At 60.6% G+C, this 17,994-nt stretch carries 14 protein-coding genes; 10 read left to right on the top strand and 4 right to left on the bottom strand.

What is annotated here, in order from left to right; genetic code table 11:
• Nucleotides 1-109: 109 nt before the first annotated feature.
• From clpA to GbCGDNIH8_RS09155, 4 genes are all read right to left on the bottom strand, one after another.
• Nucleotides 110-2,470: an ATP-dependent Clp protease ATP-binding subunit ClpA gene (gene clpA, locus GbCGDNIH8_RS09140; RefSeq protein ID WP_072573771.1), complete on the bottom strand. Its 2,361-nt coding sequence runs from the start codon at nt 2,468-2,470 to the stop codon at nt 110-112.
• Between the two features lie 281 nt (nt 2,471-2,751).
• Nucleotides 2,752-3,867: a glycosyltransferase family 4 protein gene (locus GbCGDNIH8_RS09145; RefSeq protein WP_072572940.1), complete on the bottom strand. Its 1,116-nt coding sequence runs from the start codon at nt 3,865-3,867 to the stop codon at nt 2,752-2,754.
• A gap of 10 nt (nt 3,868-3,877) precedes the next feature.
• Complete coding sequence (locus GbCGDNIH8_RS09150; RefSeq protein WP_072572941.1) at nt 3,878-5,602, bottom strand: heparinase II/III family protein; 1,725 nt, start codon at nt 5,600-5,602, stop codon at nt 3,878-3,880.
• 135 nt (nt 5,603-5,737) lie between these two features.
• Nucleotides 5,738-7,057: an RsmB/NOP family class I SAM-dependent RNA methyltransferase gene (locus GbCGDNIH8_RS09155; protein WP_072573772.1), complete on the bottom strand. Its 1,320-nt coding sequence runs from the start codon at nt 7,055-7,057 to the stop codon at nt 5,738-5,740.
• Nucleotides 7,058-7,181: 124 nt separating this feature from the next.
• On the opposite strand from GbCGDNIH8_RS09155, the gene GbCGDNIH8_RS09160 reads away from it, so the two are divergent.
• From GbCGDNIH8_RS09160 to GbCGDNIH8_RS09205, 10 genes are all read left to right on the top strand, one after another.
• Nucleotides 7,182-8,882 carry an ArnT family glycosyltransferase gene (locus GbCGDNIH8_RS09160; RefSeq protein WP_072572942.1) on the top strand — a complete coding sequence of 567 codons (1,701 nt, stop codon included), beginning with the start codon at nt 7,182-7,184 and terminating at the stop codon, nt 8,880-8,882.
• Nucleotides 8,883-8,992: 110 nt separating this feature from the next.
• Entirely contained in the window at nt 8,993-10,765 is a 1,773-nt protein-coding gene (locus tag GbCGDNIH8_RS09165; RefSeq protein ID WP_081368936.1) for a GspE/PulE family protein, read from the top strand.
• A complete protein-coding gene (locus GbCGDNIH8_RS09170; RefSeq protein WP_072572943.1) occupies nt 10,762-12,015 on the top strand; it encodes a type II secretion system F family protein in 1,254 nt (417 codons plus the stop codon). The genes GbCGDNIH8_RS09165 and GbCGDNIH8_RS09170 overlap by 4 nt, the downstream gene beginning before the upstream one ends.
• Nucleotides 12,012-12,479: a pilus assembly FimT family protein gene (locus tag GbCGDNIH8_RS09175; RefSeq protein WP_072572944.1), complete on the top strand. Its 468-nt coding sequence runs from the start codon at nt 12,012-12,014 to the stop codon at nt 12,477-12,479. The genes GbCGDNIH8_RS09170 and GbCGDNIH8_RS09175 overlap by 4 nt, the downstream gene beginning before the upstream one ends.
• The gene (locus GbCGDNIH8_RS09180; RefSeq protein WP_072572945.1) at nt 12,466-12,903 is read left to right on the top strand and encodes a type IV pilus modification PilV family protein; all 438 of its coding nucleotides are present in this window, start codon (nt 12,466-12,468) and stop codon (nt 12,901-12,903) included. The genes GbCGDNIH8_RS09175 and GbCGDNIH8_RS09180 overlap by 14 nt, the downstream gene beginning before the upstream one ends.
• The gene (locus GbCGDNIH8_RS09185) at nt 12,900-13,517 is read left to right on the top strand and encodes a prepilin-type N-terminal cleavage/methylation domain-containing protein (protein WP_072572946.1); all 618 of its coding nucleotides are present in this window, start codon (nt 12,900-12,902) and stop codon (nt 13,515-13,517) included. The genes GbCGDNIH8_RS09180 and GbCGDNIH8_RS09185 overlap by 4 nt, the downstream gene beginning before the upstream one ends.
• Nucleotides 13,514-14,674 carry a PilN domain-containing protein gene (locus tag GbCGDNIH8_RS09190; protein ID WP_072572947.1) on the top strand — a complete coding sequence of 387 codons (1,161 nt, stop codon included), beginning with the start codon at nt 13,514-13,516 and terminating at the stop codon, nt 14,672-14,674. The genes GbCGDNIH8_RS09185 and GbCGDNIH8_RS09190 overlap by 4 nt, the downstream gene beginning before the upstream one ends.
• Nucleotides 14,671-15,309: a type II secretion system protein GspM gene (gene gspM, locus GbCGDNIH8_RS09195; RefSeq protein WP_072572948.1), complete on the top strand. Its 639-nt coding sequence runs from the start codon at nt 14,671-14,673 to the stop codon at nt 15,307-15,309. Before GbCGDNIH8_RS09190 ends, gspM begins: the two co-directional genes overlap by 4 nt.
• A gap of 248 nt (nt 15,310-15,557) precedes the next feature.
• Nucleotides 15,558-15,905 (top strand): hypothetical protein, encoded by a 348-nt coding sequence (locus GbCGDNIH8_RS12945; protein WP_157692612.1) that lies wholly within the window; start codon nt 15,558-15,560, stop codon nt 15,903-15,905.
• A 172-nt stretch (nt 15,906-16,077) separates the two neighbouring features.
• Nucleotides 16,078-17,742: a phosphatidylinositol-specific phospholipase C domain-containing protein gene (locus GbCGDNIH8_RS09205; protein WP_157692613.1), complete on the top strand. Its 1,665-nt coding sequence runs from the start codon at nt 16,078-16,080 to the stop codon at nt 17,740-17,742.
• Nucleotides 17,743-17,994: the final 252 nt, after the last annotated feature.

Here is a 17,994-nt window from a genome sequence, read left to right on the forward strand (position 1 = left end):
GTTTCCAGCCGATTTGAGCATCCTACAATCTTATATTCTCCTCTGTTGCACGCAAAAAAGCCCGGGTCTTTGAACCCGGGCTTTTTATTTCATGCAACGCTTTTACCAATCAATCCGCCGTTTCAGCAGCCAACTCTTCATCGCCGTCATTTGCATCTGGCTTTGGCAAGGCTGGTGCGCCTGCTTCAACAATATCAAATTCAAGCGCATCATCCTTCAGCGTGACCTTGACAGAACCGCCTTTGACCAGCTTGCCGAACAGCAATTCCTCGGCCAGCGGCTTCTTGATGTATTCCTGAATGACGCGCGCCAATGGACGCGCGCCATACAGCCTGTCATAGCCACGCTCAGCCAGCCATTCCTTCGCGGCGGAGTTCAGTTCGATCGTGACATTGCGATCCGCCAGCTGTGCTTCAAGCTGCATCACGAATTTCTCCACCACACGACCGACGATTTCCGAGGTCAGGTTGCCGAACGGAATGACGGCATCCAGACGGTTACGGAATTCCGGCGTGAACAGACGCTTTACCGCATCTTCATCCTCGCCCACGCGCGCCTCACGACCGAAACCAATGGCTTCCTTCGCCATATCGGACGCACCGGCATTGGTGGTCATGATCAGGATGACATTACGGAAATCGACGATCTTGCCGTTATGATCGGTCAGTTTCCCATGATCCATCACCTGCAACAGAATGTTGTAGAGATCGGGATGGGCTTTCTCGACCTCATCCAGCAGCAGAACCGCATGAGGATGCTGGTCGATCGCATCCGTCAGCAAGCCACCCTGATCAAACCCGACATAGCCAGGCGGCGCACCAATCAGACGGGAGATGCTGTGACGCTCCATATATTCGCTCATGTCGAAGCGAATCAGTTCGATGCCCAGCGTCGTCGCCAACTGACGCGCCACCTCGGTCTTGCCCACGCCAGTCGGGCCGGAGAACAGATAGTTACCGATAGGCTTCTCCGCATCGCGCAGACCGGCACGGCTGAGCTTGATGGCAGCAGACAGGGCCTCAATGGCTTTATCCTGCCCGAATACCATCGCTTTCAGATCGCGTTCCAGCGTGCGCAGCGTTTCTTTATCGTCGGCACTGACGCTTTTGGGTGGGATACGGGCGATGCGGGCGACAATGTCCTCCACATCCTGCAAGGTCACCGTCTTGCGCCGCTTGTTCTCCGGCAACAGCATGCGGCTGGCACCCACCTCGTCGATCACGTCGATGGCCTTGTCCGGCAGCTTGCGATCATGGATATATTTCGCGGCCAACTCCACCGCCCCACGAATGGCTTCTTCCGTGTAGGTGACCTTGTGGTGAGTCTCGTAATTCGTCTTCAGACCGCGCAGGATCTTGACCGCATCCTCCACCGACGGCTCGTTGACGTCGATCTTCTGGAAACGGCGCACGAGCGCACGGTCTTTTTCAAAGTAGTTACGAAATTCCTTGTAGGTCGTGCTGCCGATGCAGCGTAAGGAACCGGAAGCAAGGGCAGGCTTCAACAGGTTGGAGGCATCCATCGCTCCGCCACTGGTGGCACCGGCACCGATCACGGTATGGATTTCGTCGATGAACAGCACCGCACCGGGATGGTTTTCCAGCTCGGTGACCACCGCCTTCAGCCGCTCCTCGAAATCACCACGATAGCGTGTGCCGGCCAGCAGAGCCCCCATATCCAGCGCATAAATCGTGCTTTTGAGCAGAACTTCCGGCACATCGCTTTCAACGATGCGCTTGGCCAGCCCCTCGGCAATGGCCGTCTTGCCCACGCCGGGATCACCGACATAGAGCGGATTGTTCTTGGTACGGCGGCACAGGATCTGGATGGTACGCTCAATCTCCGTATCACGTCCGATCAGGGGATCGATCTTGCCAGCCCGTGCCTTCTTGTTCAGGTCAACGCAATAGGTCGACAGCGCGTCTTCCTTACGGCGGCTCGATTTTTCCTCGCGCTCGCTTTCAGGCCCTGCAGGCTCACCCCCGCCATTGCTGCCGCTGGCCGAGCCCTGCACGGGGCGGGTCTGTGAACGGCCCGGCGCCTTGGCGATGCCATGGCTGATAAAATTGACTGCATCCAGACGGGTCATATCCTGAAGTTGCAGGAAATAGACGGCATGGCTCTCGCGCTCACTGAACAGCGCGACCAGCACGTTGGCACCAGTGACTTCATCACGGCCCGAGGACTGAACGTGAATGGCGGCACGCTGTACCACACGCTGGAAACCGGCAGTCGGCTTCGGATCGCTGGCACGCTCACTGGCAAGACCGGACAAATCCTTGTCCAGAAATTCCGTCAAATCCGTGCGCAGTTTGTCTATATCGACACCGCAGGCACGCAGGACCGCGACAGCGTCGGCGTCTTCCGCCAATCCCAGCAGAAGATGTTCGAGGGTTGCATATTCGTGGTGACGTTCACTGGCCAATGACAGGGCACGGTGAAGCGTCTGCTCAAGGTTGCGGGACAACATGGATGGGCAACGCTCCTTGATCCTGGGTTCCGCAGGCAGGGACCGGAAACCGATCCGGTCCGCCCCGCAGGCTCCTTTGCGCGGCATCGATGAGCTGGATATTGGGTTGCAGTGCCGGAAAACCAACCGGCAGGACGACTCAGCAGCCCAGCCCGGATATAAGCTTTTCACATCCTGCTTCGTGCCGTCCAGCATCTGTTACCGTTTTTGGTCACAAAACATTCAGGGACGGAGGATAGAGACCATCGTACCACTGCCTGGTTGGCGTATAGCGTGCCCCGTTACAGGCCCAGCAGATCAAGACTCCGCCCGATCACAGCCTGTTCGACATAGTGATCGAGCGCCCGTTGCCGTCCTGCCGCCCCCATCCGGGCACGCAGGGCGGGGGATGTTGCAAGCCGGGTCAAAGCCTGCGCCAGCGGTGCCGCTGCGCGGGGGGGCACCAGGAAACCGGTTTCACCATCCACCACCTGCTCCCTCGGGCCACGTACGGAGGTTGCCACCACCGGGAGACCACAGAGCATCGCCTCGACGATAGACATTGGCAGCCCCTCGAACCAGCTCGGCAGGGTGAAGATATCGGCAGCGGCCAGCAGGGCCGGAATATCCTCGCGGTATCCAAGGCGGCGCAGCCTCGGCCCCAGCGCCTCCGGCGCGGCAGCTTGCTGGAAAGCCGGTTCCAGATCCTCCCCGTGATCGGAGGCCAGACGCTCCCCCACCACCCACAACTCGGCCTCCGGGACAGAGCGCATCGCCTCCAGCAATTCCTGATGCCCCTTGTGACGGACCAGACGGGAAACGACGATCACAACCGGCCGATCCTCCGGTGTGCCAAGCGCCTGCCGGATGTGGCGACGGGCCTCCGGATCAGGGCGGAACACGGTCGGGTCACGCCCATTCCCCACCGGGGTGGCATGGCGATGGATCAACAAACGGCGTGCATCCCGTGATTCTTCAGTGGAAACGGTCAGGAACACATGCGTCACCCGTCCGGCGACCGCCTCCATGACCCAGGACACGATACGCCGCGGCAGGGGGGATGGCTGATTGAACAGAAATCCATGGCATGTATAGGCAATGCAGGGCACACCGCAGGCCCTTGCTGCCAGACGCGCCAGAAAGCCGCTGATCGGCATATGGGCATGCACCATATCAGGCTGCTCGGTACGAATGAGCCGCACCAGAGCACGAAACGCCCGCCACTGTGCCAGCGGTGAGATACGCCGCACCATCGGCACCGTCTCGACCCGGAAGCCTTCCGCCCGCACAGCGGAGAGTAACGGGCCATCGGCACAGGCTGCCACCACCTCATGCCCACGCTGCCTCGCGCCTCGCATCACCGGAAGAATGAAATGCCGCAGCGCGAAGTCGACATTGGTGACTTCCAGAATCTTCAAGCGCTGACGCTCATTCTTTTGCCTTGCGGGTAATGGCCCATTTGACGCAGCGCGGGCCGTCCGGCGGCACGGAGATCACGACCTGTTCAGCCTGTCTCGGCATCTGACCTCCGAGGTAGACGCTTTCTTCCACCGTGATGGTGCCGCCCTCCACCTGCATCAGCCATGCGGTATGAGAGGTACGCAGCAGAATAGAATCCCGCAACGTGGCGCCCGGTTTTTCAGTGATCGCCTCCTCACCCGGCACCATTCCATCAACCGCAGCCGGAGCCGGTTCGGCAGAGCGCGTCCGGGCCTCTGGCGCCGCACTCTCCACGGGCTGGGTCTCGCGGATCGCATGCACGGCAGGATGGAGATGGAAACGCAGGGCATAGGGACGAGGCTCACCGCCTTCCAGACTGTCCTCGCCGCGCACATCATCGCCGCTGGCCGCCATGTATAAATGGCGGCGATGCACCAGCCCGGCGCTTTGTCGCCAGCCATCATGGGTCGCCTCCAGCCAGATTGCGCCATCGGACTCCAGTCGCTCTGCTGTTACGCGGGAGGGGCGACGGCCCAGACCATCCGCGGTCACTTCGGAAGAACTGGTATCGGCCATCACCAGCGTCGAATGAGCGGCGGTGGCGCGGGTTGCCTCCCGCCATTCCGGGCCACCTGCGGGCAAAGCGCCGCAATTGGTGATAATCCGGTCACGCCCGGACGAAAATTCAAAGGCCAGCGTGCCCGCATGCGCATTACGGTCCAGCCCCCGCCGCGCCGGCAGACCGGTATCGACGATAACGACCGAGCGCCCGGCCTGAAGCCTCTGCCAACCGCCATGCTGCATGTCATGGGTCGCCCGCGCACCTCGCCCGGCCTGCGCCAGCACCAGATCAATCAGACTGGCATTATCTTCCCGGCTGCCATTGAACAGCGCCAGCCCGCCATCGCCATGCCGCAGCACCCGCAAGGCCGGTCCCAGACGCTCGATCGCCAGCAGCAGCACATTCGGCACCGGCACCCGTGCGCTTTGCAGCAATCCACGCATTTCCACCAGATCACGCAACGCGGCGTAATGCGCGGATGGAGAACGCTCGACATGGCTGCCATCGGGCAGAATCTGACGGTCCAGCTCCTTCGGCAGCCATTTCAGCACCCGTGCCAGATAGCTCTCCTTGTCCGGCAGCGCGATTGCAGCGGCAAGCAGCCCCTTTAACACGGTCAAGGCGCGTGCATCGGCAGTTTCCGGGGGGATTTCAAACGCCAGCGCCCGCGCATCCGTCACCAGCCGCGCCATCATGCGCTGACGGAAATTGTCATCAGCAGAAGCCGCAAAAAAATCGTAATGCCCCAACCAGGCCATCACTCTGGCCCCTGTTACATCAGGGCGCGTGGCAACGCTGTCGAGCGAGGAAGCGCCAATCCAGTCAGCCACCATGCTCCGCGCCTTCAGACGCGCACCATCGGTACCGAGCGCACGAAGATCCCGGAGCCAGGAGAATCCGTGAATGGCTGCCCGCAGTTCGGCCGTGCCGGAGCTATCCCCCCATGCGCCAGGCTGAAGGCTGCGGATCATGCCGGAATGTTCGTATTCGCCCCGCAGCAATCTTGCCCCGCGTGTGGCATCGCCCGGCCACAGATCGCGGACCGTGACAAGCGGTGCATCCGGAGCCCGGCTCAGCCGCAATGTCGGCAGCCGAGCCGCCGCACGGCGCGCACCTCTGACCCATCGGGAAGCTGGAGGAGGCGGACTCATGAAATCGATTCGAATCGGTGACTGGCGCGCATATGTGTTTGTAACGACGGCAGTGCCATCAATACAACTGACCGGTTTGGACCTGCGTAAAGTTTGATCTTTCCACCACGTGCCCTCGCTGACCGATCCGGGTCCTTATCGCACCATCAGGCGTGCAGCAAAAAAACCGTCCATCCCTGTTATCGGGGGTGAGCCTTCCAGTCCGGCAAATGCAAGCCCCGGATGGGTGCGCAGATATCCTTCCGCCGTGCGCGCCTGCGGCAGGAAGGCCAGTTCCTCCACCGTGAAGGGCGCCAAAGTCACGGAAGGAAGCGTCTTCAGCGCATGCTCGATCCTTTGGCGGCCTTCTTCCGGCTGCATGGAACAGACCGCATAGATCAGGCGACCACCAGGACGCAGCATGGAGAGCGCGGCGGCCAGCAGTCGGTCCTGTTGCATCGTCAGCGCGGTGACATCCCGCTGACGCTTCAGATGCGGCACATCAGGATGGCGGCGGATAGTTCCGGTGGCGCTGCATGGCGCATCCAGCAGGATAGCATCCGGCACGAAACCGGCTGGCGGCCTCCATTCCGCCGCGTCGGCCACAGCCACCTGCACATCCAGACGCAGACGGGCGAGGTTTTCGCGCAGGCGCGGCACGCGCGCGGCTTCACGCTCTACCGCGATCACCTCCGCCCCAGCCATGGCGAGTTGCGCGGTCTTGCCACCCGGTGCAGCGCACAGATCGACGATCTTCTCTCCTGCACGCGCCGCCAGCAGGCGCGCTGGCAAGGAAGCAGCCGCATCCTGAACCCAGAATGCTCCCTCCTCAAAGCCCGGCAGGGCGTTGACGCGGGTACCGGCGGGCAGCCTTGCTGTACCGTTCGGGAGCAAAACCGCCTCGGCAGGTGGCCTGGTTCCGGGACGCAATGTCAGATCGAGCGGAGCCTCCGTCTGATGCGCCAGGGCAATGGCGCGGGCATCGCGGCCCCATGCGATCCACAGCCATCCGGGCGTATCCAGCCGGGGAGAGTCCAGCCCGTCCAGCATCTCCTGCCCACCCGTTGCCACCTTGCGCAGCACCGCATTGATCAGGCCGGTGAAAGGTGCAAGCCGCAACTGACGCGCCAGATCAACCGCGGTACCGACCGCCGCATGGGGGGGCGTATCCAGAAACAGCAACCCGGCTGCGCCCAGACGCAGGATATCCCGCACCGGAGCAGGCGGCTCCCGTCTTAAAAACGGCTCCAGCACGGCATCGATGGTGCCAAGGCGGCGCAGCGCCGTCGCCGCCAGACGATGGGCGGCAGCACGGTCGCGCGGCTCCATCGGCGGCAGGGCATTCAGCGCCTCTTCCAGCGAACGGTGCTGCTCCAGCACCCCATTCAACAGGCGGCAGGCAGCATCTCTGGTCGGGTCCATAGCAACCGGGGGAGCCGACGGGCGGCGGGTGGAGGAATGGGAACGAATTGTCATCCCGGCTTTTTGCGCGGCTCCGCCCTCCCCGGCAAGCACGCGATACGCATGCCCCTTATCGCACCCCTTTATCGCAGGCCCCTTCGGGGTGGTGCGGCTTGGCAGGTGTGGTAATCCATAGCCTATGCGCCAGATCCTGTTCCTGACCCTGTTCTGCCTGATCGCGTGGATACCGGGTTTTTTCACCCTGCCCCCGTCCGACCGCGACGAAAGCCGCTTTGCACAGGCCAGCCGGCAGATGATCGAAACCGGTGATTACGTCACCATCATGAACGGCACCGAGCCGCGTAACCGCAAGCCGATCGGCATTTACTGGCTTCAGGTGCCCTTTGCGAAAGCTGCTCAACAGGCCGGGCTGGCGCAGGAAAATCCGATCTGGCCCTACCGCCTTCCCTCCCTGCTGGGCGGATTACTGGCCGTATGGATGACATACGGCTTCGGCATCAGGCTGGTCGGGCGAAAGGCGGCTTTCCTCGGCGCGTGGATTCTGGGCGCCTCGGTCATTCTGCTGGTCGAGACGCATATGGCGAAAACCGATGCCGCCCTGCTGGCCGCGACACTCGCTGCGCAAGGGCTGCTCGGACGTGCCTATCTGGTGGCCAGACAAGGCGATCAGGATACCAGATTCGGACCGGTTCAGGCCGCCCTGTTCTGGATCGCCATGGCGGCGGGGATTCTGATCAAGGGACCGATCACCCCGATGGTCAGCGCCCTGACCGTGCTGACCCTGCTGATCACCGATCGCCGCATGCCGGGGCAGACGCGCTGGCTTGCCGCGCTGCGCTGGCGCTGGGGGCTGCCGCTGGCCATCGCACTGATCCTGCCATGGTTCATCGCCATCGGTATTGCCAGTCACGGGCAGTTCTTTGCGCAGGCGATTGGCGGAGAACTGGCCAGCAAAGTGCGCAGCGGCGATGACAGCCATGGCGCGCCACCCGGGCTTCATCTGCTGCTGCTGATCATCACCCTGTTTCCCGGATCACTGGTGGTGCTTCAGGCCCTGCCGACATCATGGCGTCACCGGTCAGAACCGGTGATGCGCTTCCTGCTGGCCTGGATCATCCCGTCATGGATCGTTTTTGAGGCCGTACCGACCAAACTGCCGCATTATATCCTGCCCATGCTGCCTGCCCTCGCCCTGCTGGGCGGCAAAGCCATGGCGGAGACGCTGGCAGTGCCGCGCTGGATGCAATGGCTGGCAAAAATCCTGTTCGCGCTCTCCTGCCTGTTGCTCGGGGGGGCCGCGATCGCCCTGCCCTTCGTCATCATGCCGGGACTGCACTGGCAGGATCTGCTGGGCATCCCTGCTTTCCTCACCATGGTCATGCTGCTGGTGCTGGGCACTGGCCTGCTGCCGCGCCGTCAGCGTGACACGACACCCTATCGCACTATCCGCCTGCTGCTGATCTGCGCGCCGCTGGTCGGCTGGAGCATGCTGGGACTGGAATTGCCTTCCCTGCGCGCCCTCTGGCTCAGCCCGGCCATCACTCAGGCCGCCCGGATCGAAACAGCAGAGCTTTACGGGGCACAGACGCCCCTCGATCTGGTGACCGCAGGCTATAACGAGCCAAGCTTACGATTCCTGGCTGGAACCGACACGTTTTTTGCTCCCGATGCCGCCAGCGCCGCCGCCTGGCTGGCGCAACACAAACAGGCCATTGCCGCCATCGCCCGCCCGGATGGGAACGCCTTCCTCGCCGCAGCCACCGCACAGGGGCTCAGCCCCGATCTGCGATATTCCATTGCAGGATATAATTACTCGCGCGGGAAAAGGATTCTGATCGATCTTTATGCATCAGGCACTGGTTCTGCCTCGACTCAATGACCAGCTTCAGCAATCATCGCGTTTATTGAACAGGGGGCGCATAACTCTGAATTGACAGCCCCCCCTACGCTCGGCGCTGATGTTTTTCTGCACAGACGCAGAATCCGGATATGACCATGCAACATGATACGGCTCAGGTGTTCAGGCAGTCCGATGCCGGTCTATCCGATACCGGCGCGATACAGGATCGCCTGACCAGTCTTCTTCTGTCACTCGGCCATTGCGATTCCGCATCAGTCAGCCGTGCCACCTCTCTGGCGCGCGAAACCGGGGAGCGGCGCGACATCGTGATGCAGCGTCTCGGTCTGATAACCGAACGCGATCTGGCCGAGGCTTATGCGGCCCTGCTGAATGCTCCCCTGCTTCGGGAAGCTGATTTTCCTGATACTCCGCTTTTTGCCGGAACGCTGCCGCAGCGTTTCCTGCATAGCTCCCGCATTCTACCGGTTTCTATCGCAACGGACGGCACGGTGACCCTCGCCATGGCTGATCCGCTGGATCAGTTTGCATGCGACTCCGTGGCAGCGGCGCTGGGCCGGCCGGTGCGCATAGGTGTCGCAGTGCCGATCATGGTGGAGACCGCGCTGCAACGTCTTTATCCTGAAACAGACACACTTCAGGATAGCGGTAACGAGACGGAACCAAACGGTGACGGCCGGGCCGACGATACGGAAAGACTGCGCGATCTGTCCAGCGATGCCCCAGTGATCAGGCTGGTCAACCAGATCATCAGCCGGGCAGTCGAAACCGGCGCCAGCGACATCCATATCGAGCCATTCGAAGACCGGATTGCAATCCGCTATCGCTATGACGGCGTGCTGCATGAGGCGGAAGGCGTCTCCGCGCGCGGCGGCTCCGCGGCGGCGATCACCTCCCGCATCAAGATCATGGCCCGGCTGGACATCGCCGAGCGCAGACTGCCACAGGACGGGCGGCTGAAACTGGCCGTACGCGGGCAGGAGGTCGATTTCCGTGTCTCCACTGTGCCTTCCCTGTATGGCGAAACAGTGGTGATGCGTATTCTGGATCGCAGTGCCGTCGCTTTCGAATTCGACCGTCTGGGGCTGCGCGCTGCGGTGCGGGAAAAGCTGGAACGTTGTCTGGCCATGCCGAATGGCATCGTTCTGGTCACCGGCCCCACCGGCAGCGGCAAGACCACCACGCTTTATGCCGGGCTGAACAGTCTCAACAGCCCGACCCGCAAGATCGTCACCATCGAGGATCCGGTGGAATATCAGCTCCGCGGGATCAACCAGATACAGGTGAAGCCCCAGATCGGCCTGAGTTTCGCGGCCTTGCTGCGTGCCATCCTGCGGCAAGATCCCGATGTCATCATGGTCGGCGAGGTGCGCGATCTCGAAACCGCTCAGATCGCGGCGCAGGCCGCACTGACCGGGCATCTGGTGCTGTCCACCCTGCACACCAATTCCGCCGCCGCAACCATAACCCGGCTGCGTGATATGGGGCTGGAAGATTACCTGCTGACCGCCGTGCTGCGCGGCGTGCTGGCCCAACGTCTGGTGCGCGTGCTCTGCCCCGCCTGCAAGACATCAGCCCCGGCCCCATCAGCGCTGATCGAGCGTTTCCGACTGGACCAGCATGTTCCCGCCGGGCAGACGCCCCATTTATGGCACCCCGTCGGCTGCCCGGCCTGCCGCCAGACCGGCTATCGCGGTCGTATGGCCATTGCGGAGTTTCTGGAACCAGATGCTGCAATTGACCGCCTGATCTATGCCCGCGCCGGCGAGGCCGAGGTCGAGGAAGCCGCCCGCGCCGCCGGCATGCACACCATGTTCGAGGCCGGGCTGGATGCCGTGCTGGCCGGAGAAACCTCGCTGGAGGAAATCACACGCTGCCTGCACCATGGTGAGGACGCGTTATGAGTGAGTCCGCACATTATTCAGGAAGCCCTACAGGGGGCACAGCCTTCCGCTTCACCGCCCTGTCCACAACCGGGGAGATCACACAGGGAATCCTGTATGCCGCCAGCGTGCCTGATGCCGAAACAGCTCTCCATGGGCGAGACCTTGTACCGCTTGAAGTTGCGCCACTGAGGCTGAACACGCTGATGCAACGCCTGCGTCGTCCGATTACCGGAATGAAGCAGGCGGAATTGACCCGCATCACCCGTGAACTCTCCATCATGCTGGAAACAGGACAGGATCTGGACCGTGCGCTTCGCTTCGTTGGAGCACACAGCGCGCGGCGGGAGTCCGTCCGCCTGATCGAGGCCGTCCGGAACCGGGTGCGGGATGGCAGCCCACTGGCTGATGCCATGGCTGAGCATCCGCGCGCGTTTTCCCCCCTTTATACCGGTATGGTCCGCGCCGGAGAGGCCGGGGGCAGTCTGGCCGCCACGCTGGACCGGCTGGCAGCCTATCTGGAACGACAACAGACCATGAATGCCGCACTGGTCTCTGCCCTGATCTACCCTGCACTGCTGCTGGTCACCGCAACCGGTGCCGTCCTGCTGCTGCTGACACAGGTACTGCCGGAATTCGCCCCTCTGTTTGAGCAGAACATGGCAGCGATGCCGGCCTCGACCCGCTTCCTGCTTGGGCTGAGCCGCAATCTGTCCGTCTGGCTGCCGACAGTACTGGTGCTCATGCTTGGCGTGCTGGCAGGGATGTGGTGGCTGCTGCGACGGGACGGGCCGCGTCTGGCTGCGGATCGGTTCAGCCTGCGCCTGCCGCTGGTCGGGGCTATCTGGCGGGAATTGCTGGCCGCAAGGCTGACACGCACGCTCGGCAGCCTGCTGGTCAATGGCGTGCCACTGATCAATGCGCTCGGGATCGCTCGTGAAACCCTTGGCAACCGCGCTGCCGTCGATGCTGTGCGACTGGCGGCGCAGAATGCCAGTGAGGGTGGCTCCTTCGCCAATGCTCTCGCTGAACAGAATGTGTTCCCGGCCCGCACCATTGCTCTGCTGCGACTGGGGGAAGAAAGCGCCCGGCTCGGCCCGCTCTGTCTGCGCGCTGCCGATATTCATGAAGATACGTTCCGCATCCGGATGCAGCGGGCCGTGTCGCTGGTCACACCCTCCATCACCGTTGCCATGGGGGCAATGGTCGCCGGAATTGTCAGCTCCGTGCTGATGGCGATGCTCAGCCTGAACGATCTGGCCTCGCAATGAAAAAGCAGAGCTCCCCTTTAACCCATCGGGAGGCCGGATTTACCCTGCTGGAAATGCTGGTGGTGCTGGCCATTCTCGGCGTGGGAACGGGGATTGCCCTGCTATACGGCGCACGGACACCGGATGGGCTGAAAGCCCGGGATGCGGCACGCGCCATCGCCATCGAATTCCGTCTCGCCCGCAGTCAGGCGATCTGGTCAGGTCATACAGTAAGGGTCACCGCCGACCTGGACTATGCCACGCTGCAGCGGGACAACGCCATGCCCGTCCAGTTGCGGGGCGTCACACTTCATCGCCCCTCGCGGGACAATGAAGCAGCACAGCAGGGTGATGATACACAAGTCACATTGCTGTTTCTGCCTCATGGCGGGGCGAAGGGTGACGGCCTTGTCGTCAGTGCCGGGCATACCTCTATCAACGTACGGACCAATCCATTGACCGGCGCTGTCAATGTCGTCCCGTAATGTCTCCACTCCTGGACGCGACATAAGGCATGAGAGCGGGTTCACCCTGCTGGAAACGCTGATTGCTTTCATCATTCTGGCTCTGGCGCTCAGTGAAATTTTCGATGGCAGCCTGATCGGCCTGCGCTCAGCCCGGCGGGCGGAGGAAATGAGGCAGGCTCTGGTCGTGGCGCGCAATCATCTGGATGAGACGATCCATGTCGCGCCAGCAATGCTGGCCCGTGCCCATACATGGAACGGTGATGACCGTAACGCCATGCACTGGCGTGTCATGGTGAGACCGCTGATGCAGGCACCGAGATTGCAAATGCCACTGTGGCTGTCGGAAATCACCGTCTCGGTCTGGTCCTCCTCAGCCGGCAGCACAGATGGGGTGCCGCCCCTCGTTACATTGGTGACCCGGCAAATGGCTGGGGTGCGATGATGCAATCAGGCGATCGAAGGCCAGAGGACGCGGGATTTACACTGCTGGAAGTTCTGGTGGCACTCGTGGTGCTGGGCTTTCTGATCGTGGGGCTGACCGAAGGCACCCGTTTCGGTTTTCTGGCACAGCAGCATCAGGATACGATGCAGGCAGGTGGCCCCGCGCTGGAAGGCGCGGATCGTGCCCTGCGCAGCCTGCTGCGTACGATGCGTCCCGGACTGCCGACCGATGACAGAAATCCCCTTCCCTGGCCGCACGGGGACAATCGAACATTATTCTTCATCGCCCTGATGCCGGGCAGCGAGGATGATCCGTCCAGCCCTGACTCCACTCTTGCCGACATGGTTCTGCTGGTGCGGGATAACGCGCTGACCCTGCGCTGGGCACGCCATATCAACGGCCCCCCACGGCATGCGTTACACTGGCAGGAGGCCACGCTGCTGGCACCGGTCCAGACACTGGCCATTGCCTATCAGGATGATCAGGGCAACTGGTCCGGCCGCTGGGACGGTCCTGCCATTCCATCCCTGATCCGCCTGAGCCTGCGCCGCCCCCTGCCCCAGAAGGAACAGGTTCTGATCATCGCGCCGCGTATTGATACGGAACGCCCATGACGATTTCATTTGCTCCGGGAGCATCCCACATCACGCGCCTGCTGGCGCCCGTCCGGACGGCTCTGAAGCCGTTATCCGACAAAATCGGCGCTTTTTTCACATGGTGGGGCACACAGCTTGCCGCCTGCCTGCCGACCGGGGTCCGGGCACGTCTGCTGGCGCTGGCCGGCCAACAGGAAAATTTGCTCCGTCTTTCCATTGTAGAAGAGGAGGATGATCCCCTCCTTTCTCCCCGTGTCACCCTGTCCCTCATCAGGGGGACACGGGTGCAGAATCTGGGCACTTATCGTACGACATTGGCCGCCGATCTTTCCGCCCTGCGCAGTATGCTCGACCAGTGGCAACGGCGGGCCACTCCAGTTCTGCACAGTGTCGGGATATCTCCCCTGATGCGCACAGTAACCCTGTCGATGACAGCCGAAGAATGGCTCGACCGCGTACTGGCTCATGAAATGGACCGCCTGACGCCCTTTACATCCGATACTGTGTTGTGGACCTACGACATTCTGTCACGCGATCAGACACAACAGAAACTGACAATCCGTCTGCATCTGCTCCCCTCCTCCTGGCTGCCACCGCATCTGTCGTGGCTGAGTGGCCTTGGCTTCTTCCCCCGTCAGGTGGAGGCGGAAACAATCCTGTTTCCGCTCCGGAATGCCGGCATTCCGGAGCGGAACAGGGGGCGTTATGCACTTGCGGCACGATGGGCATGGGCAGGATGTGGCGCCCTGCTGATCCTCACGGTGGCAACCCCTTTCATCCATCAATCGATGACACTGGGGCGGCTGGATGAGACCATCGCCCGCGTCAAGCCGGAGGCACAGAAAGCCTCTGCCCTGCGCCGTCTTAATACCGCGGAACAGGCAAAGCAGGCCGCTCTGGCCGCAGGAGGCGGGCGCAGCGGAGATATACTGGGCATGCTGAAAGTTCTGACCGATGCCCTGCCGGATGACAGTTTCATCAGCGATCTGACCCTGTCCCGCCGCGCCGTCACCATCAGCGGCCAGTCAGGAGCAGCCGCCCGATTGATGGAATCCTTCAGCAACAATCCTTCCATCAACAACGCGGCCTTTACCGCTCCGGTGATGCGTAGTCCGGATGAGAAAACCGACCTGTTCGCCATCCGACTGGATATACGACCGGAGGCCAGACCATGATCAGACGTTTGCTGTCCCAGACCGGAACAAATGACAGCCTTCAACTTCCCACCGGCCGGACAGGGCAACTCTGCGCCCTCGGCCTTGCCCTGCTGGCTGTGGGCGGGACATGGTTGGGCATCATTGCGCCGCTGCTGGGCTGGTACGCAGCACGACAGTACAAGATCGAGGATCGTACCACGCTGCTGGCGCATATGCAGGGAGCTGTTGCATCCCTACCCGCCCTGCAACAAACCCGCACGCTCATGCAGCGGGGGGATGCAGCGAACACCATTTTTCTGCAAAGCCCCAACGATGCGGCCAATGCCGCCCAGATTCAGGAAACCCTGCGGGCGCTCAGCCAACAAACTGGTGTTTCCCTGCTCAGCGTGGAAACACTGCCCTCCGACACTCTCGGCGCGTACCGGAAAATCAGCCTCCGCCTCTCCGTACGGGGGAGTTGGCCCGCCATCATCGCCTTGATTGCGGGCCTTGGAGAGGCTTCCCCACAGATCATTGCCGATGAGATACAGATGCATGCTTCCGTTGCCGGTGCGATCAAGCCTGCAGACGTCGGATATTCACCCCCCATCGACATGACCATGACCGTGTCCGCACTGGCTGTTGTCCCCTCCTCCCATCAGGCCCCTCCATGACAATCAGCCGCCTGCTGCTGCCTCTTTTCCTGTGCTGTCTCCTGATAGGGGTCATCTTCAGAGTGGTTTTTGCACCAGACACGTTCCCCGTTGGAAGGGAACAGGACATTGTTGCCAAAACGACCACGCCGGCCACCCCGCCCCTTCCCGCATTTACGTCAGAGGAAGCAGTCAAAGTCATTCTTGCACGGCCCCTGTTCGCACCACGGCGACGCCCGGCACCAGTCTCGGAAATGGGTCACATAGGTTTGCCTCGTCTGACCGGCATTATCACCGGTCCAGGTGATCGCAAGGCAATTTTCGCGGGAGAACCTCACTCCATCGCCATCGGCGCAGGAGAGAGCATTGAAGGCTATACAGTGACCGGCATCGAAGCCGGAACAGTCACGCTGAATGGGCCGGAGGGAATCATAACATTACACCCGCAGCGTGCGGCCAATAACGCGGCCGCCATTCCCTCGCAAAGCACCACGACCGACCTGCAATCCTCCCCGTCAGACCAGATCCACATGTCACAGCCGGATGAACAACCCTCACAGGCCATCATCGATGCCATGCGACGGCAATTACTTGGAACACAGCGGACCGGCCAGTGATAACCCTGGATTTACACAACAAAAAACGCCCCTAAAATAGGGCTTCTAAAAATTTTATTGAAAATCCAAAAGAAAAATTTTACGTTCCTGAATAGAATAGTTTTCATTTTTATTTCGATCATTAATAATTCAAAATATTAATGATAAATTAACTTTGTAATGGATGTATCGCATGAACAATTATCATTCCACCCCCACATCCATAACAAAGCGTAATCTGCTCAAAGGCATCGCGGGGGGAACAGCAGCTTCTGTCGCCGGGCTGGCCATCGCTGAGGAAGCCGATGCATGGAGCTTTAGCAGCTGGTTCAGATCCATTTTTTATCCTACCTATACCGTCAACGCCCAGATCACGACTTTTCTGGATTCCGCCCTGTCTTCAGCATTCCGGACCATCGGCGTGAATGCAGGAACGCAAAATTATACCAATCAAAATCCCGGTGTATTCGATATCCGTAACGCTCAGCTCAGCGTAACGGGACTGACCGCAGCCTTCCAGACGAAATCGGTCAACTGGTTCGCACAGATTGCCGGCAACCAGATCAAGCGCAGCAATACAGAAATCGCTCCGTTCGGGGACCGCCTGAGCAGCACCGATCTGGGATCCATGCTGGCCTCCCAGCGGTCAATCACAGGCGGCAATTTCAGCCTCAGCTACGGTTTTTACAATGCGGCCATCAGCGACACGATTCTGAATGCATTCGACGGTGGCATTTCCGCCCCTGCCTGCAACGATCTGACGAATGCATATCAGTTCTACATGTATCTGACAGATCGTTATAATACGTGGATGGGGGATCTGGTAAGCGCCACACCACGCCTTGCTTCACAGCCTTTCGGTGTATTTGTGCTGCCCGGTGCTCATGATGCCGGCATGAATGGGTTGCCTCGTCTTGGTGATCTGTTTGCCAATAGCCGTCGTCTGGATGCTCTGCTGAATTCTCTGTTGAACAATGTTTCTGCAGCTGGTCGTCAATTGCTCAGTCTTGGAGGCACCGCTTTCCTGCGCGCCCTGCCCCAAAGCACCCTGTCACGTGTGATCCGCAACCTGGCCCTCACACAAAAAGATGACACGGCCACAATGCTGAATTTGGGGGTCCGCTATTTCGATTTCCGTCCCGGCTATATTTTTCCGGCAGGCGCGTCAGAACAAGCACTGGGCCTGTTCCATCAGCATAACATGATCCCGGGCGGTTCCTACACCACCTTCCTTGCAGATGTTCTGAACTGGCTGAAAGCCAATCCCTCTGAAATCGTAGTCCTGCACATCAATTCACAGGGTATCTATAACGATGCCATGATCCCTTCACAGGGAACACTGGATGCCGCCATGTCTTCCGCATTGTCGCAATATGGGGCGGGAATCAAGAGCGGTGATAAAACTGCGTTCGGCTCTTCCTATGCTTCCCTGATCTCGGCCAACAAGCGCCTGATCGTATTGTATCAAAGCGGCTCCTACCGAACCGTCAATCGATATGATTCCTACAGCGATGGTGCTTATACGACCACCTGCCCTGGTTCTATTCTGGGTGCGCTCAATAATATGAATGCAGGCGGACAGTCCGGGGCGGACTATACCGTGCTTCAGCTTCAGGGTACCGCCACTGGCACGAAATCCGGCGCGGCCGCAGCTATTCTGGGGGATGGCGATGCATCTTCTCCGCTACTGGCGACAAAGCCGGTCTTTGATGCCGCTACGCTCGGCTGGGTCAGAGGCATAGCTGGCGGACGTTTCCAGCCTCGCCAGCCTTTAGTGCTGCTGAATGACTTCGCCGACAACGCAATGACATCCACCGCTATTACCGTCACCCGTCAGCGTAGTTCAGCCGTCGCCTGACAAAAATTACGACCATCATTTGGAAACATTATCAAAACCATTCTTAATGAGGGAGCCACCGACGCAATAAAAAATGGCTCCCTCAAGACTCTACTGTGTCAGCAGCTAGTCTCAGCGCTCCATGGCCGGAAAGAATTTCAGCATTATAAAATGATTCCGGGCATGGAGTAGTTCACAGAAAACATTGGATGCATTGATATGCAACTGCACTCTCGCAGAATGCGACTAATCCTATGACTCTCTAGTGCTGCT

Origin of the sequence: Granulibacter bethesdensis (genome assembly GCF_001889545.1) — a bacterium.
Lineage (GTDB): Bacteria > Pseudomonadota > Alphaproteobacteria > Acetobacterales > Acetobacteraceae > Granulibacter > Granulibacter bethesdensis_B.

Coding starts and splice junctions, on each gene's coding strand:
- GbCGDNIH8_RS09175 (WP_072572944.1), top strand. CDS start 12,012: ATGAAAAAGCAGAGCTCCCCTTTAACCCATCGGGAGGCCGGATTTACC.
- GbCGDNIH8_RS09155 (WP_072573772.1), bottom strand. CDS start 7,057: ATGACAATTCGTTCCCATTCCTCCACCCGCCGCCCGTCGGCTCCCCCG.
- GbCGDNIH8_RS09180 (WP_072572945.1), top strand. CDS start 12,466: ATGTCGTCCCGTAATGTCTCCACTCCTGGACGCGACATAAGGCATGAG.
- clpA (WP_072573771.1), bottom strand. CDS start 2,470: ATGTTGTCCCGCAACCTTGAGCAGACGCTTCACCGTGCCCTGTCATTG.
- GbCGDNIH8_RS09190 (WP_072572947.1), top strand. CDS start 13,514: ATGACGATTTCATTTGCTCCGGGAGCATCCCACATCACGCGCCTGCTG.
- GbCGDNIH8_RS09185 (WP_072572946.1), top strand. CDS start 12,900: ATGATGCAATCAGGCGATCGAAGGCCAGAGGACGCGGGATTTACACTG.
- GbCGDNIH8_RS09150 (WP_072572941.1), bottom strand. CDS start 5,602: ATGAGTCCGCCTCCTCCAGCTTCCCGATGGGTCAGAGGTGCGCGCCGT.
- GbCGDNIH8_RS09165 (WP_081368936.1), top strand. CDS start 8,993: ATGACCATGCAACATGATACGGCTCAGGTGTTCAGGCAGTCCGATGCC.
- GbCGDNIH8_RS09160 (WP_072572942.1), top strand. CDS start 7,182: ATGCGCCAGATCCTGTTCCTGACCCTGTTCTGCCTGATCGCGTGGATA.
- gspM (WP_072572948.1), top strand. CDS start 14,671: ATGATCAGACGTTTGCTGTCCCAGACCGGAACAAATGACAGCCTTCAA.
- GbCGDNIH8_RS09170 (WP_072572943.1), top strand. CDS start 10,762: ATGAGTGAGTCCGCACATTATTCAGGAAGCCCTACAGGGGGCACAGCC.
- GbCGDNIH8_RS09205 (WP_157692613.1), top strand. CDS start 16,078: ATGAACAATTATCATTCCACCCCCACATCCATAACAAAGCGTAATCTG.